Source organism: Streptomyces sp. NPDC104814, assembly GCF_055583185.1.
Window position 1 is genome coordinate 1 of record NZ_JBVJOL010000013.1, and the last position, 23,552, is coordinate 23,552.

Below are 23,552 nucleotides of genomic sequence, written 5' to 3' on the forward strand. Positions count from 1 at the left end.
TGCCGGGCGAACTCGTCGAGCTCGACGAAGGAGCCTTCGTCCAGGAGCAGTTCGATGCGTTCACGGGCCGTCAGTTTGCCCTTGGCGTGCTGTTTTTCGACGGCGCGTGCGGAGCCGGCGTGCGTCGCTTCCTCGATACGGCGCTGCAGATCCGCGAGCTTGCCCGCGGTCGTACGGATGTCGATGTCGTTCACTTCTCGCTCCACCAGGACTTTCTCTCGCTCCACCGGGTGCTCTCGCCGCACCGGGACTTCGCTGATCAGAACGTGTCGTGCGGGACGTGCACGCCCCACACGTCGCGCAGGGCGTGGGAGACCTCGCCCACGGTGGCGCGCAGCCGCAGCGCCTCACGCATCGGGGGCAGCACGTTGTCCGTGCCCCGGGCGGCGTCCCGCAGGGCGTCGAGGGCGCGCTCCACCGCGTCCGTGTCGCGCTCGGCGCGCAGCACCGCGAGGCGTTCGCACTGGTCGGCCTCGATCTGGGGGTCGACGCGGAGCGGTTCGTAGGGCTCCTCCTCGTCGAGGACGTACTTGTTCACCCCGACGACGGTGCGCTCCTGGTGGTCGATCTCCAGCGCGATGCGGTACGCCGACTTCTCGATCTCCGACTTCTGGAAGCCCTGCTCGATCGCGGCGACCGCACCTCCGCGGTCCTCCACGGCCTGGATCAGCTCCAGGGCGGCCGCCTCGATGTCGTCCGTCATCGACTCCACGACGTAGGACCCGGCGAAGGGGTCCACCGTCTTGGTCACGTCGGTCTCGTAGGCGATGACCTGCTGCGTGCGCAGGGCGAGGCGCGCCGCCTTCTGCGTGGGCAGGGCGATGGCCTCGTCGTAGGAGTTGGTGTGCAGGGACTGGGTGCCGCCGAGGACCGCGCCGAGACCCTGGAGGGCGACCCGGACCAGGTTCACCTCGGGCTGCTGGGCGGTGAGCTGCACACCGGCGGTCTGGGTGTGGAAGCGCAGCATCTGCGACTTGGGGTTCTTCGCGCCGAACTCGTCGCGCATGATCCGCGCCCAGATGCGGCGGGCGGCACGGAACTTGGCGATCTCCTCCAGCAGCGTGGTGCGGGCGACGAAGAAGAAGGACAGGCGGGGCGCGAAGTCGTCCACGTCCAGACCGGCCGCGAGCGCGGCGCGCACGTACTCCTTGGCGTTGGCCAGCGTGAAGGCGATCTCCTGCACGGGCGTCGCCCCGGCCTCGGCCATGTGGTAGCCGGAGATGGAGATGGTGTTCCAGCGCGGCAGTTCCTTGTGGCAGTAGCCGAAGATGTCGCTGATCAGCCGCAGGGACTGCTTCGGCGGGAAGATGTAGGTGCCGCGGGCGATGTACTCCTTGAGCACGTCGTTCTGGATCGTGCCGGTCAGCTGATCGCCGGAGACGCCCTGTTCGGCCGCGACGAGCTGGTACAGCAGGAGGAGGGTGGAGGCGGGGGCGTTGATCGTCATCGACGTCGACACCTTGCCCAGCGGCAGGCCCTGGAAGAGGGTGCGCATGTCGTCGATGGAGTCGATGGCCACGCCGACCTTGCCGACCTCGCCGCGGGCGATCGCCTCGTCGGAGTCGTAGCCCATCTGGGTCGGCAGGTCGAAGGCGACGCTCAGGCCGCCGGTGCCCGCGGCCACCAGCTCGTGGTAGCGCTCGTTGGACTCCTTGGCCGTGCCGAACCCGGCGTACTGCCGCATGGTCCACGGGCGGCCCGTGTACATCGTCGGATACACGCCCCGGGTGAACGGGAACCGGCCCGGCGCGCCGAGCCGGGCGTCCGCGTCGGCCTGCGACAGGGCCGGTCCGTCGTAGACCGGCCGGATTGGCAGACCGGACTCGCTCTGGGCAACGGGATCCACGCCGGAACCTCCTCTGGTACTCGATATACATGAAACGGTACTCAGTACCGTCGGCGGGGGCAAGAGCCATCCGGCCACCGGGACGGGAGAGGATGTGGGGTCATGAGCAAGCCACCGGCGCGGATCCGACTCGCGGACGCCGCCTTCGCCCTCTTCGACGAGCGCGGATACGAGCAGACCACCGTCGACGACATCGCCGAACGGGCCGGACTGGGACGCACGACGTTCTTCCGGCACTACCGGTCGAAGGAAGCGGTGATCTTCCCCGACCACGACCGGCTGCTCGACCTGATCCGGGAACGGCTGGCGACCTCCAGCCATCGCACGGCGCTCGTCGCCGTCTCCGACGCGGTGCGCCTGGTGCTGCTGCACTACATCGAGGAAGGCGATCTCGCACGGCGGCGGTACGCCCTGACCAGCAAGGTCTCCGCGCTGCGGGACCGGGAGATCGCCAGCGTGGCGCGCTACCAGCGGCTGTTCCGCGAGTTCATCGCGGACTGGATGGGCGACCCCACCACGGCGGCGTCCCTGCGGGCGGAACTGATGGCAGCGGCCGTCGTCGCGGCCCACAACCACGTGCTGCGCCGCTGGCTGCGCGGCGAGTCCGCCGACCCCGTCGCGGAGATCGACGAGGCGATGGGCGAGGTGCTGGCCCTGTTCCCGGCGCCCGCGGCCGACGGAAGCGGAGCCGAGAGCGGTACGACGGTCGTCGCCTTCCGCAGCGGCCAGGACCTGGAGGCGCTGCTCCCCGCACTGCGGCGTCTGGTCGAGGACGGGCCGGCCCGGTGAACCGGCGCGGGGCGGGGCCGCGCACACCGGTGAGGGGGCGGGCCCGCGCACAGCGGTGAGGGGCGGGGCCGCGCACAGCGGAGCAGCGCTCGGCGCGTCCTGCGCTGCGTGGTGAGCGCTGCCCTGGTCGTCGCCTGTGCGCTAGAGCTGTGCGGCCCGGTGCGTCGGACGCCCGTCCAGCACCGTGAGGACGACCGGCAGTTCCGGCAGGTCCGTGGCGGACGTGGTGAGCGGGTCGCCGGCGAAGACCGTCAGGTCGGCGCGGTGGCCCACGGCGAGCAGTCCGGCACGGTCCTCCTCACCGGCCGCGTAGGCGGCGTTGACCGTCATCGCCTGGAGCGCCTCCAGGGCGGTGAGTGCCTGCTCCGGGCCGTGCGGCGGCTGGGTCAGGTCGCGGGTGGGGCGCCGGTGCCGGGCGCCGGACATCACGGTCAGCGGGGGATAGGGGGCGATGGGCCAGTCGGAGCCGAGGACGACACGCGCTCCGGCGTCCCACAGGTCGCGGCAGCGCCAGGCGCGGGCGGCGCGCTCCTCGCCGAGCCGGCGTGACCAGTTGTCGGTGTGGTCGGCGCGGGTGAAGTCGCAGCAGTGGGTGGGCTGCATGGAGGCGATGACGCCCAGCTCGGCGAAGCGGCGCACGGTGTCGTCCGGGACCGTCTCGATGTGCTCGACGCGATGCCGTACGGCGGGTCCCCCGGCGCCGCGCGCCGTCTCGACGGCGTCCAGGACGTGCCGTACGGCGGCGTCGCCGATGGCGTGGGTGGCCACCGGCACCCCGGCGCGGTGCAGCTCGCCGACGACCCGGGTGTAGGCGGCGGGGTCCGGCCAGAACGCGTGGGTGGACTCGCCGTGGCAGTCCGGCTTCTCCAGCCACGCGGTGCCGTTGTCGATGGTGCCGTCCATGAAGATCTTCACGCCGTCGACCCGCCACAGCCGGCCGCCGGTGCCCTGCTGGGCGATGAGCGCGCGCACCCCGTCCTCGTCCGTGCCGGGCTGGCACCAGGGCGCCACCCGCAGCCGCAGCGGCAGCTCACCGGACTCGTCCAAATCCCGGTAGAGGTCGAGGCTGTCGCCGCCCGCGTCCATGGCGTGGCCGCCGGTCAGTCCCGTCGCGGCCATCGCGCGCAGCGCGGCCGCGAGGCGGGCGCGGCGCTCGTCACGGGTGGGCTGCGGGGCGGCGCGCTCGACGAGTTCGCAGGCGGCGTCCTCCAGCAGCAGACCGGTGGGGCGGCCCGAGGCGTCGCAGACGACCTCGGAGGCCTGGTCGAAGGTGCGCGGCCCGTCGACGCCCGCGAGTTCCAGCGCGCGCCGGCTGGCCAGCGCGGAGTGCGCATCGAAGAGCAGGAGCAGGGCGGGTACGCCGTCGAGGACGGGGTCGAGGGCGGCGGCCTCGACCGGGCGGTCGCCGAAGGCGTTGGGGTCCAGGCCCCAGGCGTGCAGCCAGGCCCCGGGCGCGAGACGGGACACCTCGCGCGCCAGGGCCGCCCGGACGTCGGTGAGGTCCGTGCAGCCGGACAGGTCCAGGCCGTGGGTGAGTTCGGCGCCGGAGACCGGGTGCAGATGGCCGTCGGTCAGACCGGGCGTGACCACGGCGCCCTTGAGGTCGATGACCGTGGTGGCGGGGTCCGCGAGGGCGCGGATCTGCCGGTCGTCGCCCAGGGCGGTGATGCGCCCGTCGGCCGCGGCGAGCGCGGTCTGCGGCAGGAAGGCACCGGTGACCGGGTCGAGCAGACGACCGGAGAGCAGGACGAGGGACGTGCGCACAGCGGCTCCAGGGAGTACGGCGGGGCAGGGCCGCCTCGGGGGCGGCGGACGGGGGGATCGGTTGCGGCGCGCAGCCGCAGCGGACGGCGGGCTTCGCAGGCGCCGGGTCCAGCTCAACGCGCCGTGGGTCAGGCCCAGTTCGCGTTCCCCGGTCGTGGCGACAGGTGGTGGACGGCGGCTCCCGCAGGCGCCGGGTTCAGCTCAGCGTGCCGTGGGCCAGGTCCAGTTCGCGTTCCGCGGTGGTGGCGGCCAGGCGCACGATCGCGGCGGGCCGGTTCGTGGTGTCGGTGTTGGCGTGGGCGCCCAGGCCGTCGAGCACGACCAGGATGTGGATGGCGGCGACCAGCGGGTCGCCGGTGCGGAACTCCTCTGCCTCCACGCCCTGCCGGATCAGCGCGGCGAGCCGTTCGCGCCACGCGGCCTCCTGCACGCCGACCCGTTCGCGCAGCGGGGGCCGGTAGCGGCTGAGGTGCCGGGCGTTGATCCACAGGCGGCTGATCGCGTCGTAGGCCTCGCCCCTGGTGTGGGAGAGGAAGCACGCCAGCCGCTCGGTGGGGGTGCCGTCCTGGGGCCCGTCGGGCAGCAGTTGGTCGAGTTCGCCGGTCGCGGCACTGGCGAACGCCTCCGCGACCAGGTCCTCCACGGCGGGGAAGTAGTGGCTGATCAGCCCGGGCCGGACGTCGAGCTCCTCGGCGATCCGGCGCAGCGTGACGGCCTCCAGCCCCTCGGACAGGGCGACCTCCGCGGCCGCCGTGACGATCTCCGCGCGCCGGGCGGCGGGGTCCTTGCGAACTCGGGTGCGCTGAACGCTTGACGGCATACCCCGGATGCTATTGAGTGTGCGACCAATAAGCAAGCGATGGCCGGACGAACAGGCCGCCGCACCTCCCGAGCGGTTCCCGCGGCCTCGAAGCGGGCCCGCCCCCGGCCCGACGAGCGGGCCCCGCACCCCAGCACGTGGAGAGACCAGATGGCCTCACTGACCCCAGAACCGTCCACGGACACCGACGACCGTCCCGGCGACCCGGCCCCGCCCACCGGCCGCGTCGAGGCGCACGGCGTCGACCACATCCCCGACAGCGAGCGCCGCGGCCGCCCGCGCGAGCTGTTCCCGGTGTGGGCCGCGGCCAACGTCAACTACCTGTCCCTGCTGGTCGGCGGCGCCCTGGTACTGATGGGCCTGACCCTGTGGCAGGCCCTGGCCGTGATCGTCGTCGGCAATCTGTTCTGGGCCCTCACCGGCCTGCTCGCGGTGCCCGGGCCCGCCGCGGGCGCCCCCAGCGAGGTCATCACCCGTGCCCTGTTCGGCGTCCTCGGCAACCGCGTCAACAACGCCGTCACCGGCTGGATGATCTCGGTCTGCTACTTCGCGCTGAACCTGTCCTCCGCCGCCGTGGCCGCCTTCGCCCTCCTCGAGAAGGCGGGCATCGCCGCGACCACCCCGGTCAAGATCGTGACGGTCATCGCCATCGCCGCGCTCACGCTCGCGATCAGCATCTACGGCCACGCCTTCATCCTGCGCGTGTACCTGCCGATCACCCTGGTGCTCAGTGCCGTCTTCGCCGTCGTGGCCGTCGGTGTCGTCCGGCACGCCGACTTCGCGTACACACCGCAGCAGCCGCTGACCGGCACCGCCCTGTGGGCCACCCTCGCCGGCGGTGTCACGATCATCGCCTCGGGCCCGCTGTCGTACACGACCAGCGCCGACTTCTCCCGCTACCTGCCGCGGGCCGCCTCGGCCCGCGCCGTCGCCGGCTGGACCGCCCTCGGCGGCTTCCTGCCCAGCGTCGTGGTGTGCTCGCTCGGCGCGTTCGCCGCGACCGCCGTCGACATGACGGACCCGCAGACCGGCCTGGAGAAGGTCCTGCCCGGCTGGTTCACGCCGGTCTTCCTGTGCGCCCTGGTGCTCGGCACCATCGCCATCAACGCCCTGACCGGCTACAGCGCCGGCCTCGCCCTCCAGGCGGTCGGCCTGCGCATCCGCCGGACCATCAGCGTCCTGTTCGACGGCACCGCGGCCGTCGCCCTCACCCTCTACGCGCTGCTCGTCTCCGACTTCCTCGACACCGTCGGCCAGGTCCTGCAGCTGACCGTCATCCTGCTCGGCCCCAGCATGGCCGTCTACGCCACCGACATCGTCCTGCGCCGCAACCGCTACGACGGCCTCGCGCTGATGGACGAGACCCCGGCGAGCCCCTTCTGGTACCGGGGCGGCGTCAACCGGGCCGGGGCCTGCGCCCTCGCCGCCGGCGTCACCGCCGGGGCGCTGTGCGTCGACACCCTCTACACCGGCCCCCTGGCCGCCGCCCTCGGCGGCATCGACCTGTCCCTGCCGGCCGGCATGACCGTCGCCGCGCTCGTCTACGGACTCACCATGCGCCGCTCCGCCGGCATACGCGCCGCCCGGGAGGTGGCATGAACCGCCCCGAGTTCATGCACATCACCGGGGACACCCCCCAGCAGCGCGGGTACCACCGCGGACGGCTGGCCCGCGCCGGGATCGCCCGCTCCTGGGCCGTCTACGACCGCCTCTTCGCCACCCTCGCCGCACAGCACCGGCGCACGATCGACGTCCCGGCCCTCGCCGCACGCTCGGCCGCCGCGACCCGGGCCTGGGCGCCCGCCCTCGTCGAGGAGATGGAAGGCGTCGCCGAGGGCGCCGGCGTGCCGTTCCGGGTTGTCGCCGCGCTCAACGCGCGCACCGAGATCCTCGCCGAGGCCGGCGCCCCGCGCACCGGCGAGTGCTCCACGCTCGTGCGCACCGGCACACCCACGACCGGGGGCCAGTGCTGGGACTGGCACGAGGAGTTGGCCGACGCCTGGCACGTCCAGACCGTCACCGGTGGCGCGCGCGGCTTCGCCGGCATCACCGAGCACGGCATCCTCGCCAAGATCGGCGTCAACGACGCCGGGGTCGGCGTGCTGTTCAACATCCTCGGCCACCACGACGACGGGGTGGGCGGCGTGCCCGTCCACATGGTCGCCCGGCAGGTGCTGGGAGAGGCGGGCTCCTTCGAGGAGGCCCTCGCCCTGCTCGCGGACGCGCCCGTCTCCGCGTCCACCGTCCTCACCGTGGTCACCGCCGACCGGGCGGCGTCCGTCGAGCTGAGCCCGGCCGGAAGCGCGGTCGTCCACCCCGACGCGCAGGGCTGGCTGGTGCGCACCAACCACTTCCTCGCGCCCGGCCTCGCCGAGGGCGAACTGCGCGGCCGTCTGGAGCCGGAGACGTACGACCGCCACCGCGTCCTCAGCCGGCGCGTACGCGGACGTACGGCCCCCGTCGGCCCCGGCGAGCTGGCCGAACTGCTCACCGCGCACGGTGACGACGACGGCGCCCAGGTGTGCTGCCACGCTCCGGAGGGCGGGGAGTTGGGCACCCGCTGGGCGACGCTGGCCACGGTCGCGCTCGACGTCGCCGCACGACGGCTGGCGGTGCACAAGGGCGGCCCCTGCGGCGCGAAACCCACCACCTGGACGCCGGTCACGGCACCGACACCCCGACCCGCCGCCCGGCCGCCGAGGCCGACACGCTGACCACGCGGCCCGTCGCCCCGCCGGCACGCTGATCACGCCGTCCGTCCCGCCGCCCCCGCCGACCACGCCGTCCCTCGTGCTGCCCCCGCCGGCGCAGGACGAGGGCGGCGGGAGGCGCGCCCTGGGGAGACGCGGGGCGAGACACGCCGCCGGACGGACGAACCGCCGGGCTCGCGCCCGAGTCGGTCATACCGTGCCACATATGATGAAACGCCACTTCTCCTACCTGGCATGCACCGCCGTGCTCGCCGGTGCCGGAATCGGCGCGGCCCCGCCCGCGCCCCAGCCGCACACGCACGTCGTGCATCCCGGGCAGTCCATCCAGAAGGCCGTGGACGCCGCGCGGGCCGGGGACACCGTGCTCATCGCCCCCGGCACCTACCACGAGAGCGTCACGGTGCGCACGGCCGACCTGACCCTGCGCGGCATGGGCCGTGACACGGTGATCAAGCCGGCCACCACGAAGGCGGTGACCAGCTGCGCCGGCAACGGCAATGGCATCTGCGTCATCGGCAACAAGAACCACAACCTCAAGGGCGTCACCGTCGCCTCCCTCACCGTGACCGGCTTCCCCAAGAGCGGTGTGTTCGCCATGGCCACCGACGGGCTGACGGTGCGCCGGGTGAGCGCGGTGAAGAACGGCGTCTGGGGCATCGCCCAGGAGCGTTCCGTGCGCGGCGTGTTCGTGCACAACACCGCCCGGGGCAACGGCGACGCCGGTCTGTTCCTCGCCAACACCATCACGGCCGAGGCGGGCGCGACGAACACCCAGGGCACGGTCGTCGAGTACAACCGGCTCCAGGACAACCGGATCGGCGTCACCGTGCGCCGGCTGCGCAACCTGACCGTCGCGCACAACGGCATCAGCGGCAACTGCGCGGGCGTCTTCGTCGTCGGCGACGAGAACAAGCCCAAGGCCGGCGACCTGACGGTGGCCGACAACCGCATCGCGCAGAACAACAAGTCCTGCGCCAAGACCGCGCGGCTGCCCGCACTGCAGGGCTCCGGCATCGTGCTGACCGGCGCCGAGAAGGTCCTGGTCACCGGCAACGAGGTCACCGGCAACTCGGGCGCCTCCCCGCTGTCCGGCGGCATCGTGCTGTTCAAGTCCATGGTGGGCGCCACCAGCGAGCGGAACACGATCCGGGACAACAAGCTGTCGGGCAACGCCCCGGCCGACCTGGTCAACGGCGACACCGCCAAGAACAACACCTTCACGGGCAACACGTGCGCGGCCTCCCGGCCCGCGGGCCTGTGCTGATCCCTGGACGCGACGCCCGGTGAAACCGGACAGGAAGGAAGGCGGCGCATGACGACCGCACAGACCGCCCCACCGCCGCCCATGCGGCTGAGGGAGCTCGTGTTCGGGGCGGCGTGCGCCGCCGCCCTCCGCGCGGCCGCCCGGCTGGGCGTCGCCGACGCGCTGGGGGACACCCCGACGGCCGTGGAGGACCTCGCGGCCGCCGTCAAGACCGAGCCCAAGCCGCTGCGGCGCCTGCTGCGGGCCCTGACCTGCTACGGCGTGTTCGCCGAGCAGGCCGACGGCACCTTCGCGCACACCGAGATGTCCCGGCTGCTGCGCGAGGACGACCCGCACAGCCTGCGGGCCATCACCCTGTGGTGCACCGAGCCGTGGACCTGGGACGCCTGGCCCCGCCTCGACGAGGCCGTGCGCACCGGCCACAACGTCGTCGAGGAGCTGTACGGCAAGGAGTTCTTCACCTATCTGCACGAGGACGCCCCGGAGTCGGCGGCCGTCTTCAACCAGGCCATGACGACCTCCAGCCGCCAGTCGGCCGAGGACGTCACGCGCCTCCTCGACCTGTCGGGGAGCACGTCCGTGGCCGACATCGGCGGCGGCCAGGGGCACGTGGTCGCCGGCTTCCTGGAGAAGTACCCGGCGATGCGGGGCACCCTGCTCGACCTGCCGGGCGTGGTGGAGAACGCCGACCCGCGGCTGCGCAAGGGCGGAGCCTTCGCCGACCGGGTGGAGATCGTCGCCGGTGACTGCCGGGTCGCCATCCCGGTGAAGGCGGACGTCTACATCATCAAGAACATCCTGGAGTGGGACGACGAGAGCACCGCGCGGTGCCTGCGCAACGTCGTCGAGGCGGGCGGTCCCGGCGCCCGGGTCGTGGCCATCGAGAACCTGGTCGACGACACCCCGTCGATGCGGTTCAGCACCGCCATGGACCTGCTCCTGCTGCTGAACGTCGGTGGCGCCAAGCACACCACCGACAGCATGGTGAGCCGGCTGACGGCCGCGGGGCTCGTCATCGACGACATCAGCCCCGTCAACCCGTACCTGCACGCCTTCGACTGCACCGTGGCCGGCTGACCGGCCACCCGGCACACGACGGAGGCGGGACCCGAGCGGTCCCGCCTCCGTCGTGTGCGCCGGCCCGCGTCACTCCTGCGGCGAGCGGCGGTCCGTGATCGGCTCCATCCGGGCCAGCGCCACGACGTGCCGCAGGTCCACGCCGTCGGCCACGGCGCCCTCGCCGTCCAGCAGCGTCGTCAGATCCGCGACCTGACGGGCGTCGGTGAGGCCGAGGACCCGGGCGGGGTCGGCGTCCAGACCGCCGCGCACGTCGAGCAGCCGTACCACGATCTCGTCGCGCTGGAAGATCGTGCTGCGCAGGACCGGGCTCTTCGGGTCCTCCGCCGCCGCCTCGTCCCGCTGCGCGAGCAGCTCGGCCAGCCGCATCCCCTCGCCGGGCCGCGCCGGGTAGTACAGCGCGTGCCGCTCACCCTCCGCATCCCGAAGCCCCTGGTCCGTCGTGACGTGATGGACGGCCGGCAGCCCGGCGCGGGTGAAGAACACCCGCGCGGAGTCCGGGTCGTCCAGGTCCCGGTCCTGCTCCAGATGCGGGTTGATGGCCTCCTCCACCGCACGTACCTGCGGCTGGCGCGCCACGTGGCGCAGCGCCGCGAGCAGGTCGCCGCGCACCTCGATGGCGCGCACGACCCGGTTGCCGTGCATGAACAGGGACGTGCGGCACAGCCGCGTGGTGTCGTCGACGCGCGGCTCCGGCGAGGCGTAGTCGGCGAGGATCTTGGCGACGACCTCCTCGGTGCCCGGCTTGACCGTGAAGGTCAGCGCGTGCCGGATGATGCCGTCGCCGATCCGCGGCGAGGCCTGCAGCGTGGCCGTGGGGGCCGCGACGGCCGGCTCGGACCCGGTCTCGCGCACGACGTGGAAGCGCAGCGAGCGGGTGTCCCGGACACAGCCGTGCAGCGGGCGCACCATCCGCACGTGCTCCTCGCTGTTGACCCACGCGAGGAACGGCGGGGCGCTCTCCCACTCGCTCGTGATGAGCCACTGGGAGGGGTTCTCGATCGACTGGCACAGCTGCTCGCTGACGTGCCCCGGGACGGACGCGACATGGCTGCACAGCTGCTCGTAGGCCTCCAGGAACTGCTGCTGGGCGCCGTCGTTGACGTCCACCAGCAGGACGACCCGCAGTCTGGAGCCGTCGAACACGGACTGGGAGACCCGCTGCGACACCTGCCGCGCCGGCGGTCGTTCAGAGGTGGTGGTCATCCTGCGCACGTCTCCTTCGCGGGACAGCGGAACACGGGGAATCTGCGTCCGATCCTGTGCCGCTCCCACCGCCGCCGCGACTCGTGCGGACCACGTGGGTGAGTGCCCGGTGCGGCACAGATCCGGAAGTTGAGGGGAAGGTGCCGGAGGGTACTCGCCGCCCGTCCCGCCCGCTCGTGGAGGTGTACCGTGTCCCGACCCGCCGACCGTGTCCAGGACCCCTGGGGGGCCCGGACCCCCTACGCGCCCGGCGACCCCTGGCCGCAGCGCACCGACCAGCACCTGGCCGACGGGGTCACCGAGGACCGGGTGGAACGCTGGGTCCCCGCCGCCTCGGTGCTGCACTCCAACGGCGACGCCATGGACATCGCCGTCGCGCGGGACCGGATCGTCGGAGTGCGGGGCCGGCCCGGTGACCGGGTCAACCGCGGCCGTCTCGGCCCCAAGGACCTGTACGGCTGGCAGGCCGACAACTCCCCGGACCGGCTCACCCGCCCCCTGGTGCGCCGGGGCGGGCGGCTCGTGGAGTGGGACTGGGACACCGCGATGGAGCGTGTCGTGGCCCGCAGCAAGGAGCTGCTGGACGACAAGGGGCCCGGTGCGATCGGCTTCTACACCACCGGCCAGCTGTTCCTGGAGGAGTACTACACGCTCGCGGTGCTGGCCCGGGCCGGCATCGGCACCAACCACCTCGACGGCAACACCCGGTTGTGCACCTCCACCGCCGCCGAGGCGCTGAAGGAGAGCTTCGGCTGCGACGGACAGCCCGGCTCCTACGAGGACATCGACCACTGCGACACGCTCGCGCTGTTCGGGCACAACATGGCCGAGACGCAGACCGTGCTGTGGGCGCGCGTCCTGGACCGGCTGGCGGGCTCGGCGCCGCCCCGCCTGGTGTGCGTGGACCCCCGCCACACGGCGGTGGCGCGCAGGTCCGAGATCCACCTGGCCCCGCGCCCCGGCACCAACGTGGCCCTGCTCAACGCCCTGCTGCACGACATCATCCGCACCGGCCGCATCGACCGTGAGTACCTCGAACGCCACACCGTCGGCTTCGAGGAACTGGCTGCCATGGTCGAGCCGTGCACCCCGCGCTGGGCCGCAGGCATCTGCGACGTACCGGCCGCCGCCATCCAGGGCGCGGCGGAGATCCTCGGCGGCGCGAAGCGGCTCACCTCCACCGTCCTGCAGGGCGTCTACCAGTCCCACCAGGCCACGGCGGCCGCCGTCCAGGTGAACAACCTGCACCTGATCCGCGGCATGCTCGGCCGTCCCGGCTGCGGGCTGCTGCAGATGAACGGCCAGCCCAGCGCCGAGAACACCCGCGAGTGCGGCGCCGACGGCAATCTGCCGGGCTTCCGCAACTGGCAGAACGACGAGCACGTCGCCGAGCTGGCCCGGCTGTGGAACGTCACCCCCGAGACGATCCCGCACTACGGCCCGCCCACCCACGCGATGCAGATGTTCCGCTACGCCGAGCAGGGCTCGATCCGCATGCTGTGGATCTCCGGCACCAACCCCGCCGTCTCCCTGCCGGAACTCGCCCGCATCCGCTCGATCCTCGGCCAGGAACGGCTGTTCACGGTCGTGCAGGACCTGTTCCTCACCGAGACCGCGCAGCTCGCCGACGTCGTCCTGCCCGCGGCCACCTGGGGTGAGAAGACCGGCACCCTCACCAACGCCGACCGCACCGTGCACCTGTCGGTCAAGGCCGTCGAACCCCCCGGCGAGGCCCGCCCCGACCTCGACATCTTCCTCGAGTACGCCCGCCGGATGGACTTCCGCGACAAGGACGGCGGCCCCCTGATCACCTGGCACGACCCCGAGTCGGCGTTCGAGGCCTGGAAGCGGTGCAGCGCCGGACGGTTGTGCGACTACACCGGTCTGAGCTACGGCCGGCTGCGCGACGGGGGCGTGCAGTGGCCGTGCACCCCCGACGCCCCCGACGGCACCGCCCGCCTCTACATCGACGGCTTCCCTTTCGCGTACGCCGAGGCCTGCGAGAGCTTCGGAAAGGACCTGGTCACCGGCGCCACCATGGAGCCCGTCGAGTACCGCTCCCTCAACCCGGACGGCAAGGCGATGCTCAAGGCCGCCGAGTACATCCCGCCGCACGAGAGCACCTCACCGGAGCACCCGCTGCAGCTGATCACCGGGCGCACCGTGTATCACTTCCACACCCGCACCAAGACGGGCCGCGCCCCCGAACTGAACGCCGCCGCCCCCGACGTATGGGCCGAGATGAGTCCGGAGGAGGCCTCCCGGCAGGGTCTGGCCGACGGCGACCTGGTCCAGGTGACCACCCCACGCGGCGCGATCCGCGCCCGGCTGCGCACCACCGCCATGCGCGACGGCACCGTCTTCGTGCCGTTCCACTACGGCTACTGGGACACCCCGCAGGGTCATCGCCCGCCGGACGACGGACCCGGCCGCGCCGCCAACGAGACGACGATCACCGACTGGGACCCCGTCTCCAAGCAGCCGCTGTTCAAGACCGCCGCGGCGCGCGTCACCCTGGTCGCCCGCCGCGACACCGCGCGGCGCGACCGCACCGAGGCAGGGAGCAGGACATGACCGGTATGAGCGTGACACTGCGCGCCCTGCACGACGGGGAACGCGACCTGGAGGAGGCGCTGCTGGCCGCCGCCGAACGGCACCGCACGGACCACGAGTTCCACCATGTCGCCATCGACTGCGCCCGCTGGTCGCGCGAGCACAGCACCCGGCTGGCAGCCCTCGGCCACCACTACGGCCTCGACCTGCCCGGCCCGCACGACCACCCCACGCCCGGCGCCCTGGCCACCCTGCGGGAGAAGGCCGCCGAGGCACTCGGCAGGCGCCCCGAGACGGGGCTGCTGCTCCTGCACGACCTGCGGGACCTGCACCTGGCCGCCGGCCGCAACTCCGTCCACTGGGAGATGCTCGGCCAGGCCGCACAGGCGTCCCGGGACGAGCGCCTGCTCGAACTCGTCGCGTCCTGCCATCCCCGGACGCTGCGCCAGATGCGGTGGGCCAACACGATGATCAAGGTGCTGTCACCGCAGGTACTGCTCAGCGCGTAGCCCGCGCCGGCGGGCCGGGAACCCGACCGCGCGGGCGGGTTCGGGTTCCCGGCCCGCCCGCGCGGCTGAAGCTCCCGGCCTGGTGCGCCCGTCGGAGGTCTCTGCCTCGCCCGCGCGACGGAGGGCTCTGCCTAGTCCGCGCGGGTGAAGGTCTCCCCGGTCTGCCGGGCGCGCAGATCCTCCAGAGTGCGCTGCTGCCGGGCGGCGCGCTCCAGCAGTTCGTCGAGGCGGGACGCGTCGAGGCGAGGCTCGACCTCCGTGAGGCGGCGCAGCGACTGCCAGCCCGACGCCTTGCCCTCCACCGCCAGCCGCAGCAGCTCCAGCTCCAGCAGCGTGGTCAGCGGGGAGCGGCGCACCAGACGGCCGTTGGTCTTGAGCTGGCCCGCCTTCTCTCCGAGCCAACCGGCGTACGCCTTGTACCGGCGCACCGGGACGTCCACCGCCCGCATGATCTCCACGAGGCTGCGCCGGTCCTGGTCGATCTCGGCGGCGACCGGACGCAGGGCATCGCCGAGCGCGGTGCCCCGCTGTGCCCGCGTCAGGTAGCGCACGCGCTCCACTCCGGCCGTGGCGCCCGCGAGGTGGTCGTTGAGGTAGATGCCGAGCAGGTCCCTGTCGACGGCGCCGGGCGATCGGTCGTTCATTGTTCCTCCTCACGCGTGGCGGCCCCGGTCCCGGGCTCGGCCATCCTCCGGTGCACGGCGGCCTTGGCCGCGTCGGGCAGGACCTTGTCGGCGACGCCCTGCACCTTCGTCTTCACGGAGCCGGTGACCACCTTCTTGCGGCCCTTCATCACCGCCTCGAACGCCTGCTCGGCGACCTGGGCGGGATCGTCCTTCTCCGCGCTGCCCACCCGGGTGTCCAGCATGCCGGCGCGGCGGAAGAAGTCGGTCTCCGTGGGTCCGGGCAGGAACGAGGTGACGGTGACGCCGGTGTCCTTCAGCTCCTCCTGCAGCGCCTGGGCGAAGGACTGCACGAACGACTTCGAGGCGTTGTACACCGGCTGGAACGAGCCGGGCATCATCGCCGCGACGGACGACGTGAACAGCATCCGGCCGACCCCGCGCGCCACCATCTGCCGCAGCAGCGGCTTGGCCAGCCGGACCGTAGATGTCACGTTCAGGTCGATCACCGCCTGGTCGTCGGCCAGGTCCGTGTCCACGAACGCGCCGCCCTGCCCCACACCGGCGTTCAGCGCGGCCACGTCCACCTCCAGCCCGGTCGTCGCGGCGACCAGCCGGTCCACGCCCGCCAGGTCCCGCAGGTCCGCGCGCACGGCCCGCACCGAGACGCCCGTCTCCCGCAGCCGTTGCGCCGCGTGGTCGAGGCGGTCGTCCTCGGCGTTCACCAGCAGATCGAAGCCGGCCTGCGCGAACTGCCGGGCGAGTTCGAACCCGATGCCGCTGGAGGCCCCGGTGACCAGGGCGAGCGGCCGTGTCTCAGTCATGCCGACCAAGTAACCGTGCCCCGCCCCGCCAACCGTCCGGCACCCCGTGTTCGTCCAGCGGCCCCACCGTCAGCCCCGCCTGCCGGCAGCCGACGACGATGCCCGGGAGCGCGTCGAGCGCGGCGCGCCAGCAGCCGGGGGCCGAGGTGACGTCGGAGTCGTGCAGCAGGATCGTGCCCCCGTCGCGCAACTGCGCCGTCACCGTCGCCCGCACCGAGGCGGCCGTGGCGTCGGCGGTCCAGTCCTGGCCCCAGGCGCTCCACAGCACCGGCCGCAGCCCGGCGGCGCGGGCGGCCGCCCAGCGCCCGGAGGTGAGGATCCCGTACGGCGGGCGGTACCAGCGCGGACGGCACCCCGTCAGCTCCCGCACCGCCGCGACGGCCGCCTTGACGTCCCGGGCGTCGCGCACCGGGGTGGGCAGCCACGGGCGGGCATGGGCCCAGCCGTGCACGGCGACCTCGTGTCCGCGGCGCACGGTCTCGCGCAGCACACTCGGGTGCGCCGCCGCCCGCGCGCCCAGCACGAAGAACGTCGCCCGCACCCCCAGCTCCTCCAGCGCGTCCAGGAAACGCGGCGTGGACACCGGATCGGGTCCGTCGTCGAACGTGAGGGCGATGTGCCCCGGACGGCCGACCCCGGCCAGCCCGGGCAGCCAGCGCCGCCGCGGCCCCGGCAGCCAGGTGCCGGCGGGCCCGATGTGCCCGAGCGCCAGCCCGACGGCGCCGAGGACGGCCGTACGGCTGAGGGCGGCGGGGTTCATCGACGGTTCGCCTCCTCGTCGGGTTGCCGGGGGCTGTCCCAGGCGCCGGAGACCGACGGTGCCCGTGCCAGGCCCACGCTGCCCAGGCCGATCAGCGTCACGCCGATCAGTTCGGGCACGATCCGCACACCGAGCAGGATGTGCTCCTGGAACAGGGCCCAGCCCAGTGCCACGCTGGTCAGCGCGTCGCCCAGGGTCAGCGCGGGCTGCGACGCCGCCAGCGTGCCCGCCCGCAGCGCCCCCTGCAACAGCACGAACGCCGTCAGCCCGGCGACGACGGTCGCGTACGGCGGCCACTGCTGGAGGACAGTGCCGACCCCCTGGGACAGCCGGCCCATGACCTCCTTCAGCAGGGCCGCCGTACAGGCGAACGACACCGCAGACGCGAGGCCCAGCAGAGCGGCGCGCGGCGCGCCCACCACCGTGCGGGCCACCAGCCCCGCCGCCACCACGACACCGAGGGCCACCACCCCCGCCAGCAGCCAGCGCCCCGGCGAGGCGGTGGTGCGCGCCCCGGAAGGCGCGGCCGTGCCCAGGAACAGCGCCAGCCCGGCCGCGAGTGCCGAGAAGGCGAGCCAGGTGCGCCGGTCCGGCCGGTGCCCGAAGACCACGCTGCCCACCGCCAGCGTGAACAGCAGTTCCGCCGTCAGCAGCGGCTGCACCAGGGACAGGCTGCCCTCGGCCAGCGCCGCCGCCTGCAACACCGTCGACGCGAGCAGCAGCAGCGAGCCGGCCAGCCAGTACGGCCGGCGCAGCAGACGGGCGAACAGGCGCAGCGCGCCGCGGGCCCCGACGTCGTCCGCGGGCTCCTCGGCCGCGGCCCGCCGCTGGAACACGGACGCCGAGGCGTTGGACAGCGCCGCGAGCAACGCGAGGACGACGGTCAGCGCGGTCACCCGGCGCACTCCGGCGGGCTCGGATGTCCATCGTGCGCGGGAATTCCGGCGTTCGCAGGAGCCCCCCGGATCGTCCGGACCCGGTGCCTCATCCGAACCGGGCCGCGAGCCGCCGGTACAGCCCCGGGGCCATGCCGTGCACCCGCACGGGCAGCCGCAGCCAGCCGGGGACGTACACGTCGTCCAGGTCCCGGCGCACGGCCCGCCACACCGCGTCCGCCACCCGCTCGGGCGGGACGGGCTTGGGCCGCGCACGCCGGTAGGGCTCTCCCCGGCGCTCGAAGAACGGGGTGTCCACGACCCCGGGGACCACATGGCTGACCCGCACCCCGCTGCCGTTCAGTTCGTAGCGAAGGGCGTCGGCGAACGCGCCGAGCGCGGCCTTCGCGGCCGAGTACACCGCCTCGCCGCGCACCCCGACGGCGCCTGCCAGGGAACCGACCAGCACCACCCGTCCGGACCCCGCCTGGACCATGTGCGGCACCATCTGCCGCACCAGGCCGATGGTCGCGGTGAGGTCGACGTCGATCACGTCCTGGATGGCGCGCGGGGGCATCGTGCGGAAGTCACCGGCCCAGCCGATGCCCGCGCCGGCCACCAGCAGGTCCACCCGGCCGGTGCGGTCCAGTACGAAGTCGGCCAGCCGCCGGTCGGTGCCCGGCGTGGTCAGATCCGCCGGGAAGACGGCACCGGACGCCTGCCCGGCGACGCGCTCCAGACGCAGCATGTCGCGGCCGTTGAGCACCAGGTACCAGCCGCCCGCGGCGGCCAGCCGGCGGGCTACGGCCGCACCGATACCGGACGACGCGCCGGTCACCACCGCCACGCCCCGGTGCGCGGGCCGGCCGTCCGCGTCGAGCAGCCCGGGATCGGCGACCCGGCCCGGCACGCCCGCGGGCGTCTGGTGGGCGGATCGGGCGCTGAGCGGTGCACGGGGCATGTCAGATGACCTCGGAGTGCGACGGAGAACGCCGGAGAGGAGTATCCCGTCCGAAGCCGGTCGAAACGCCCGCGAACCAGGGCGGTTCGGGTGACGCCGGGCCGTGCAGGGCCCGGACAGCGGTCGTTTCGGGCGGTGGCGGGCAGCGGGGCGTCGGGCGCGTGAGCGCCCGCGTGGCCGTTCACGTTGCCGTTGGGGTGGCCGGGTCTCGCGGGCGGTGCGGGGGGTGCGGCCGTCGGGGCACCGGCCGTGCCGGCGCCCGGCCCTTCGGACGCAGGCGGTGCGGGCGCCCGGCCGTTTGGGCGTGGGCGGTGCGGGGGACAGCCGGAAGACGTGAACGACACCTCCACCGCCGCCACGGGCGGACCCCGGCGCATCCTGGTCGTCAGCGCCAGCATGGGCGAGGGCCACGACGCCGTCGCCGCCGAGCTCGTCCGCCGGGCCCGCGAGCGCGGCCACCGGGCCGACGCCGTGGACGTCCTCGCCCTGCTGCCGCACCCGCTTGGCGGGGTGGTGCGCCGCGGCTACCGGTCCTCCGTCCTGCACGCCCCCTGGGCCTACGAGGGCGTCTACCGCGCACTGCTGCGCCGCGGCGACGGGCCGCGCCCCAGCGGAGTGCCGCTGGCCCGGCTCGCCGCCGGGCGGTTCCTCGAGCGGGTGGAGCGCGACGACGCCGACGTGGTGGTGCCGGTGTTCCACCTCGCCGCGCAGCTGACGGGCCATCTGCGCGAGCGCGGTCTGCTGCGGGTGCCGAGCACCGTGTGCCTCGTCGACTTCGCGGTCCACCGGCAGTGGCTGCACCCCGGCAACGACCGCTACTTCTGCCTCACCGAGCAGGCCGCCCGCGAGGTCGGCGCGGACATCGGCACCCCCGCCGAGGCGACCGGCCCGGTCGTGTCCCCCGAGTTCTTCGCACCCGAGAACGACACCCCACGAGCAGCCACCGGGGACGGGACACCGGTCGGGGCGGCCGGCTGGCGCGCGCTCTTCGCCCGGCACGCCCACGGTGACCGGCCCGTCGTCCTGTCCGCGGGCGCCTGGGGAGCCGCCTCAAGGCTGCCCGGAACCGCCCGGCTGCTGGCCCGGGCGGGCTTCCTCCCCGTCGTCCTGTGCGGTCGCAACGACCGACTGCGGGCCCGCTGCGCCGAGCTGCCGGGCGTGCTGACCCCCGGCTGGGTCGAGGACATGCCGGGGCTGCTGCACGCGGCCCGCGCGCTCGTCGACAACGCGGCTGGCCAGACCGCCGTCCAGGCACTCGCCGCGGGGCTGCCCGTCGTCGCCCACCGGCCCGTGCCCGGCCACGGCGCGGAAGGCGTGGCCCGGATGGCGGCGCTCGGCCTGTCCGACGCGGCCGCCGACGGAACCGCCCTGCTCGCCTCACTCGAACGGCTCACCGCCGACGGTCCCGAGCGCGCCGAGCGGATCGCGCGCGGACGGGCACTGTTCCGGCAGGACGTGCTGGCCCGGGTGGCCGCGAGCGCCCGGCCGGTACCGGCGTGAGCCGCCGCGAGGCACCGCTGTGATCACCGGGACGCGTGTTCCGGCCCGGTCACCGGGGCACCCGGCCGGCATGAACGTCAGCGACCGTCTCCTGTCCGACCGCTCGCTCGCGGCCCTCGCCCAGGGCTACACCTGGCTGCCGGGCCTGCTGCGCCACGCCCCGGGCGAAGCGGCGGCCACCCGCGTGCTGGGCCGGCCCGCGCTCGTCGTGCGCGGGCCGCAGGCGGTGCGCTTCTTCTACGACGAGGACCATGTGCACCGCTCCGGCGCGCTGCCGGGCCCCGTCCTGAGCACCCTGTTCGGGCACGGCGCCGTCCACACCCTCGACGGTGCCGCCCACCGCGCGCGCAAACGGCTGTTCCTCCCGCTGTTGCACGGCGACCGGATCGCCGCCCTCGTCGACCACGTGGTTCCCGCCTGGGACGACGCCGTACGGGAATGGGGCGCGGCGCACGAGGTGGTGCTGTTCGACGCGGCGGCCCAGGTGCTGACCCGCGGCGTGTGCCGCTGGGCGGGCGTCCCGCTCGACGAGGACGGCGGCGAGGCCGAGCGGCTCGCACACGACCTGGTGGCGATGGTCGACGGCTTCGCCACGGCCGGCCCCCGGCACTGGCGGGCCCGCCGCGCCCGCAGCCGGCAGGAGAAGCGGTTCACCCGGCTGGTCGAGGACGTGCGGGCCGGACGCGCCGACGCCCCCGAGGGCTCCGTGCTGGCGGCCGTGTGCCGGCACCGTGAGGCCACCGGGGAGGAGCTGGACGCGCGCACGGCCGCCGTCGAGCTGCTGAACGTCGTCCGCCCCACCGTCGCGGTCGCCTGGTTCGTGGCCTACTCCGCGCACGCCCTGCACCGGTGGCCGCAGCACCGCGACCGGCTGCGCGGCGGAGACCTCGCCGACGCGGCCGACTTCGTCAACGAGGTACGCCGCTTCTACCCGTTCGCGCCCTACCTCGGCGGCGTGGCCATCCGTGAGCTGACCTGGCAGGGGGTGACGGTGCCGGCCGGCGGCCTCGTCCTGCTCGACGTCTTCGGCCAGAACCACGACGCCGGGCTGTGGGGCGACCCGTACGCCTTCCGGCCGGAGCGGTTCCGCGGGCACGTCACCGACCGCGACGAACTGATCCCGCAGGGCGGGGGCGATCCCGCCACCGGTCACCGCTGCCCGGGCGAGGGCCTGACCATCGGGCTGCTCGAAGCGCTCGCCCAGCGGCTGGCCGCCCTGGAGTACACGGTGCCGCCGCAGGATCTGCGGATCTCCCTGCGCCGGCTCCCCGCGAGGGTCGCCGACGGCTTCGTGCTGCGCGACGTCCACCTCCCGGCGGCGCCGCGCACCCTGCACGCCGCCTGAGCCCACGACCGCCGCCGGCCGCCCCGCCCCGCTCCGCACCCGCTCCCGGGTGATCGCGCGTGACGGCCGGCGCGTCCACCAGCACACGCTCGCAGCCCCCGCGAGCCCCGCAGCCGCCCGGCCACCACCGTCAGCCGAGCACGGCCGCCCCGGCCACCGCCCTCAGCCCTCGGCGTTCTGCTGCGCCCAGGTCCAGGCGTACTGCAGCACGTCCGCCGCCGTGACGGCGGTCAGTCCCGCGCACACCAGCCGGGTGCCGCGCGGAGCGACGGCGTAGGAGCACACCAGCGCGCCCGCCACCCACGCCGAGGTGCAGAACGGGCACGACACCAGGTCGCCCACGGCCCGCTGGGCACCACCGCCGCGCGGCTCGTCCATCACCTCACTGGCCTCGCCCTGGCGGGTGCGCCGGGTGAACGGCGCCCGCAGAAAACTGGTGATCTTGTCGCGGGTGAGCAGCCTGGACGCCTTGAACACCGCCGTGCCCATCAGGGCGACGTCCCACGGCGGCACCTGCTCGGGCGGCCGCACGCCCCGGCGGTGCGCGACGGCCGCGAAGAGCGCGACCCCCGCGGTGAAGGTCGTCGCGAGCGCGGCGTACCCCCCGAGGGGGACCTCGCCCTCGTCGTCGTAGCCGGGTGCCGTCATGAAAATCCTCCCTGGTCGGCCGGTCGGGCCGGGCCCGAGTGCCCCACCGCGCGCGCCGCCACACGCGACCGCACACTGAACACATCGCCCCTGCCCCCCGGGGCACCCGTGCGCGCGGCGGTGTTTCCCCCGGGCGGCGCAGGCAACCCGGGGCCGACGGCACGACCCGTACGCCCGGCGGCCGGTACCCGCCGTCGCGTTCCGAGGAGGTCCGGATGACCATCACCGAGCCCTCACCGCACGGCCGGGCCGGTCCACGCATCGGCGTGCTCGGCTCCTACGGAGGCTTCAACACCGGTGACGAAGCCATCCTCACCTGTGTCCTGAGCTGTCTGCGCGCCCACCGGCCGCAGGCACGGCTCGTCGTCTTCAGCCGCGACGCCGAGCACACCCGCGCCCACCAGAGCCAGGCCGACGAGGTCGTCGACTGGGAGGGTGTTCCGCAAAAGCCGGTGCTCGACGTGCTGGGCGGCCTGGACCTGCTGGTGCTGGGCGGCGGCGGCATCCTGTACGACGGTGAGGCCCGCCGCTACCTGCGTCTGGTCGGCGCGGCCCAGACCCGGGGCGTGCCCACGTTCGCCTACGCGGTCGGCGCCGGGCCGCTGCGCGAGGCCGACGACCGGGCGGCGGTGCGCACGGTGCTGCCGGCCATGGCGGAGGTGGTGGTGCGCGACGAGGAGTCCCGGCTCGTGCTGGAGGAGGTCGGCATCGACCGCGACCTCACCGTCACCGCCGACCCGGCCCTGCTGCTGCCGCCCGAACCCTTCACCGAGCAGATGATGCGGCAGGAGGGCGTCCCGGCCGGGGTGCGGCTGGTGGGGATGTCGGTGCGCGAACCCGGGCGGGCGGCGGAGAAGCTCGACGAGGGCGACTACCACGCGCTGCTCGCCGACGTCGCCGACTTCCTGGTCCGCCGGCTCGACGCGCACGTGATCTTCGTGCCGATGGAGCGCCAGGACGTCCGCCACGCCCACGGCGTGCTCTCCCGGATGACCGCACCCGACCGCGGGCGCATCCTGCACAACGCCTACAGCCCCGGCCAGGTCCTCGGTTTCATGAGCCACCTCGACCTGGTGGTCGGCATGCGCCTGCACTTCCTGATCTTCGCGGCGCTGGCCGGGCTGCCCGTGCTGCCGCTGCCGTACTCCGGCAAGGTCTTCGACTTCGCCCGCCGCCTGGGTGCGCCCGCGCTGGTCGGCGTGGCCCGCGAGCAGGCCGGGCTGCTGCTGGCCGAGGTGGACCGGCTGTGGGACGAGTTCCCGCAGCGGCGTGGGGACTTCGACGAGCGGGTCCGGCGACTGCGGGAACGCTCACGCGAGACCTGCGCACGCTGCGGCGTGCTCCTCGACACCCTGCAGACCCTCCCGGCCGACCCTCCCGGCCTCCTCGGCGACGACCAGTTGGGCGCGGGCGACCCGCCGCCGCGGGCCCACACGGCCTTCCCGGTCTGACCGCACCGGGCCGCCGCCCTGCCGAG

Annotated in this window: 21 protein-coding genes; 10 read left to right on the forward strand and 11 right to left on the reverse strand. The window is 74.1% G+C overall.

Translation table 11 applies throughout. The features are described from left to right. Positions 1-206, reverse strand: a 206-nt coding sequence (locus ACZ64A_RS32385) for a carboxyl transferase domain-containing protein (protein ID WP_469815476.1), incomplete at its 3' end; no start/stop codon positions are given. Between the two features lie 53 nt (positions 207-259). Beyond that, the gene (locus tag ACZ64A_RS32390) at positions 260-1,846 is read right to left on the reverse strand and encodes an acyl-CoA mutase large subunit family protein (RefSeq protein ID WP_469815478.1); all 1,587 of its coding nucleotides are present in this window, start codon (positions 1,844-1,846) and stop codon (positions 260-262) included. 102 nt (positions 1,847-1,948) lie between these two features. Here ACZ64A_RS32390 and ACZ64A_RS32395 point away from each other — a divergent pair, with 102 nt between their 5' ends. Continuing rightward, positions 1,949-2,635, forward strand: coding sequence for a TetR/AcrR family transcriptional regulator (locus ACZ64A_RS32395; RefSeq protein WP_469815480.1), 687 nt, complete (start codon positions 1,949-1,951; stop codon positions 2,633-2,635). Between the two features lie 141 nt (positions 2,636-2,776). On the opposite strand, the gene ACZ64A_RS32400 is transcribed toward ACZ64A_RS32395, so the two are convergent. Continuing rightward, entirely contained in the window at positions 2,777-4,399 is a 1,623-nt protein-coding gene (locus ACZ64A_RS32400) for an amidohydrolase (RefSeq protein ID WP_469815482.1), read from the reverse strand. A gap of 196 nt (positions 4,400-4,595) precedes the next feature. Beyond that, entirely contained in the window at positions 4,596-5,219 is a 624-nt protein-coding gene (locus tag ACZ64A_RS32405) for a TetR/AcrR family transcriptional regulator (RefSeq protein ID WP_469815483.1), read from the reverse strand. A gap of 150 nt (positions 5,220-5,369) precedes the next feature. Here ACZ64A_RS32405 and ACZ64A_RS32410 point away from each other — a divergent pair, with 150 nt between their 5' ends. The 4 genes from ACZ64A_RS32410 to ACZ64A_RS32425 all read left to right on the forward strand — a co-directional run bounded on the left by ACZ64A_RS32410 (position 5,370) and on the right by ACZ64A_RS32425 (position 10,271). Then, entirely contained in the window at positions 5,370-6,818 is a 1,449-nt protein-coding gene (locus ACZ64A_RS32410; protein WP_469815484.1) for a purine-cytosine permease family protein, read from the forward strand. After that, the gene (locus ACZ64A_RS32415; protein ID WP_469815486.1) at positions 6,815-7,933 is read left to right on the forward strand and encodes a C45 family autoproteolytic acyltransferase/hydolase; all 1,119 of its coding nucleotides are present in this window, start codon (positions 6,815-6,817) and stop codon (positions 7,931-7,933) included. The genes ACZ64A_RS32410 and ACZ64A_RS32415 overlap by 4 nt, the downstream gene beginning before the upstream one ends. Positions 7,934-8,135: 202 nt before the next feature. Then, positions 8,136-9,194: a right-handed parallel beta-helix repeat-containing protein gene (locus ACZ64A_RS32420; RefSeq protein ID WP_469815488.1), complete on the forward strand. Its 1,059-nt coding sequence runs from the start codon at positions 8,136-8,138 to the stop codon at positions 9,192-9,194. Between the two features lie 48 nt (positions 9,195-9,242). Continuing rightward, complete coding sequence (locus ACZ64A_RS32425; protein WP_469815489.1) at positions 9,243-10,271, forward strand: methyltransferase; 1,029 nt, start codon at positions 9,243-9,245, stop codon at positions 10,269-10,271. Between the two features lie 69 nt (positions 10,272-10,340). Here the strand turns inward: ACZ64A_RS32425 and ACZ64A_RS32430 are convergent, their stop codons facing one another. Next, positions 10,341-11,477, reverse strand: coding sequence for a SchA/CurD-like domain-containing protein (locus tag ACZ64A_RS32430; protein ID WP_469815491.1), 1,137 nt, complete (start codon positions 11,475-11,477; stop codon positions 10,341-10,343). A gap of 189 nt (positions 11,478-11,666) precedes the next feature. Between ACZ64A_RS32430 and ACZ64A_RS32435 the strand changes: the two genes are divergently transcribed. After that, on the forward strand, positions 11,667-14,051 hold the full coding sequence (locus ACZ64A_RS32435) for a molybdopterin oxidoreductase family protein (RefSeq protein WP_469815493.1): 2,385 nt from the start codon (positions 11,667-11,669) through the stop codon (positions 14,049-14,051). Next, the gene (locus tag ACZ64A_RS32440) at positions 14,048-14,539 is read left to right on the forward strand and encodes a hypothetical protein (RefSeq protein ID WP_469815495.1); all 492 of its coding nucleotides are present in this window, start codon (positions 14,048-14,050) and stop codon (positions 14,537-14,539) included. Before ACZ64A_RS32435 ends, ACZ64A_RS32440 begins: the two co-directional genes overlap by 4 nt. Before the next feature lie 131 nt (positions 14,540-14,670). Here ACZ64A_RS32440 and ACZ64A_RS32445 read toward each other — a convergent pair whose 3' ends face one another. The 5 genes from ACZ64A_RS32445 to ACZ64A_RS32465 all read right to left on the reverse strand — a co-directional run bounded on the left by ACZ64A_RS32445 (position 14,671) and on the right by ACZ64A_RS32465 (position 18,582). Further along, on the reverse strand, positions 14,671-15,183 hold the full coding sequence (locus ACZ64A_RS32445) for a hypothetical protein (protein WP_469815497.1): 513 nt from the start codon (positions 15,181-15,183) through the stop codon (positions 14,671-14,673). Beyond that, a complete protein-coding gene (locus ACZ64A_RS32450; RefSeq protein ID WP_469815499.1) occupies positions 15,180-15,986 on the reverse strand; it encodes an SDR family NAD(P)-dependent oxidoreductase in 807 nt (268 codons plus the stop codon). The genes ACZ64A_RS32445 and ACZ64A_RS32450 overlap by 4 nt, the downstream gene beginning before the upstream one ends. Continuing rightward, complete coding sequence (locus tag ACZ64A_RS32455; RefSeq protein WP_469815501.1) at positions 15,979-16,746, reverse strand: polysaccharide deacetylase family protein; 768 nt, start codon at positions 16,744-16,746, stop codon at positions 15,979-15,981. The genes ACZ64A_RS32450 and ACZ64A_RS32455 overlap by 8 nt, the downstream gene beginning before the upstream one ends. Then, positions 16,743-17,642 (reverse strand): DMT family transporter, encoded by a 900-nt coding sequence (locus ACZ64A_RS32460; RefSeq protein ID WP_469815503.1) that lies wholly within the window; start codon positions 17,640-17,642, stop codon positions 16,743-16,745. Before ACZ64A_RS32460 ends, ACZ64A_RS32455 begins: the two co-directional genes overlap by 4 nt. Positions 17,643-17,730: 88 nt before the next feature. Continuing rightward, complete coding sequence (locus ACZ64A_RS32465; RefSeq protein WP_469815505.1) at positions 17,731-18,582, reverse strand: SDR family NAD(P)-dependent oxidoreductase; 852 nt, start codon at positions 18,580-18,582, stop codon at positions 17,731-17,733. A gap of 396 nt (positions 18,583-18,978) precedes the next feature. Between ACZ64A_RS32465 and ACZ64A_RS32470 the strand changes: the two genes are divergently transcribed. Then, entirely contained in the window at positions 18,979-20,082 is a 1,104-nt protein-coding gene (locus ACZ64A_RS32470) for an MGDG synthase family glycosyltransferase (protein WP_469815655.1), read from the forward strand. Positions 20,083-20,152: 70 nt separating this feature from the next. After that, positions 20,153-21,427 carry a cytochrome P450 gene (locus ACZ64A_RS32475; RefSeq protein ID WP_469815506.1) on the forward strand — a complete coding sequence of 425 codons (1,275 nt, stop codon included), beginning with the start codon at positions 20,153-20,155 and terminating at the stop codon, positions 21,425-21,427. Between the two features lie 162 nt (positions 21,428-21,589). Here ACZ64A_RS32475 and ACZ64A_RS32480 read toward each other — a convergent pair whose 3' ends face one another. Next, positions 21,590-22,075: a DUF1360 domain-containing protein gene (locus tag ACZ64A_RS32480; protein ID WP_469815508.1), complete on the reverse strand. Its 486-nt coding sequence runs from the start codon at positions 22,073-22,075 to the stop codon at positions 21,590-21,592. 215 nt (positions 22,076-22,290) lie between these two features. Here ACZ64A_RS32480 and ACZ64A_RS32485 point away from each other — a divergent pair, with 215 nt between their 5' ends. Continuing rightward, positions 22,291-23,526, forward strand: coding sequence for a polysaccharide pyruvyl transferase family protein (locus ACZ64A_RS32485; protein ID WP_469815510.1), 1,236 nt, complete (start codon positions 22,291-22,293; stop codon positions 23,524-23,526). Positions 23,527-23,552: the final 26 nt, after the last annotated feature.

Excerpts from the sequence above, each read along its gene's own strand:
- ACZ64A_RS32415 (WP_469815486.1), top strand. The coding sequence starts at position 6,815 with ATGAACCGCCCCGAGTTCATGCACATCACCGGGGACACCCCCCAGCAG.
- ACZ64A_RS32450 (WP_469815499.1), bottom strand. The coding sequence starts at position 15,986 with ATGACTGAGACACGGCCGCTCGCCCTGGTCACCGGGGCCTCCAGCGGC.
- ACZ64A_RS32445 (WP_469815497.1), bottom strand. The coding sequence starts at position 15,183 with ATGAACGACCGATCGCCCGGCGCCGTCGACAGGGACCTGCTCGGCATC.
- ACZ64A_RS32410 (WP_469815484.1), top strand. The coding sequence starts at position 5,370 with ATGGCCTCACTGACCCCAGAACCGTCCACGGACACCGACGACCGTCCC.
- ACZ64A_RS32455 (WP_469815501.1), bottom strand. The coding sequence starts at position 16,746 with ATGAACCCCGCCGCCCTCAGCCGTACGGCCGTCCTCGGCGCCGTCGGG.
- ACZ64A_RS32485 (WP_469815510.1), top strand. The coding sequence starts at position 22,291 with ATGACCATCACCGAGCCCTCACCGCACGGCCGGGCCGGTCCACGCATC.
- ACZ64A_RS32440 (WP_469815495.1), top strand. The coding sequence starts at position 14,048 with ATGACCGGTATGAGCGTGACACTGCGCGCCCTGCACGACGGGGAACGC.
- ACZ64A_RS32395 (WP_469815480.1), top strand. The coding sequence starts at position 1,949 with ATGAGCAAGCCACCGGCGCGGATCCGACTCGCGGACGCCGCCTTCGCC.
- ACZ64A_RS32425 (WP_469815489.1), top strand. The coding sequence starts at position 9,243 with ATGACGACCGCACAGACCGCCCCACCGCCGCCCATGCGGCTGAGGGAG.
- ACZ64A_RS32470 (WP_469815655.1), top strand. The coding sequence starts at position 18,979 with ATGGGCGAGGGCCACGACGCCGTCGCCGCCGAGCTCGTCCGCCGGGCC.
- ACZ64A_RS32475 (WP_469815506.1), top strand. The coding sequence starts at position 20,153 with ATGAACGTCAGCGACCGTCTCCTGTCCGACCGCTCGCTCGCGGCCCTC.
- ACZ64A_RS32420 (WP_469815488.1), top strand. The coding sequence starts at position 8,136 with ATGATGAAACGCCACTTCTCCTACCTGGCATGCACCGCCGTGCTCGCC.
- ACZ64A_RS32405 (WP_469815483.1), bottom strand. The coding sequence starts at position 5,219 with ATGCCGTCAAGCGTTCAGCGCACCCGAGTTCGCAAGGACCCCGCCGCC.
- ACZ64A_RS32480 (WP_469815508.1), bottom strand. The coding sequence starts at position 22,075 with ATGACGGCACCCGGCTACGACGACGAGGGCGAGGTCCCCCTCGGGGGG.
- ACZ64A_RS32465 (WP_469815505.1), bottom strand. The coding sequence starts at position 18,582 with ATGCCCCGTGCACCGCTCAGCGCCCGATCCGCCCACCAGACGCCCGCG.
- ACZ64A_RS32430 (WP_469815491.1), bottom strand. The coding sequence starts at position 11,477 with ATGACCACCACCTCTGAACGACCGCCGGCGCGGCAGGTGTCGCAGCGG.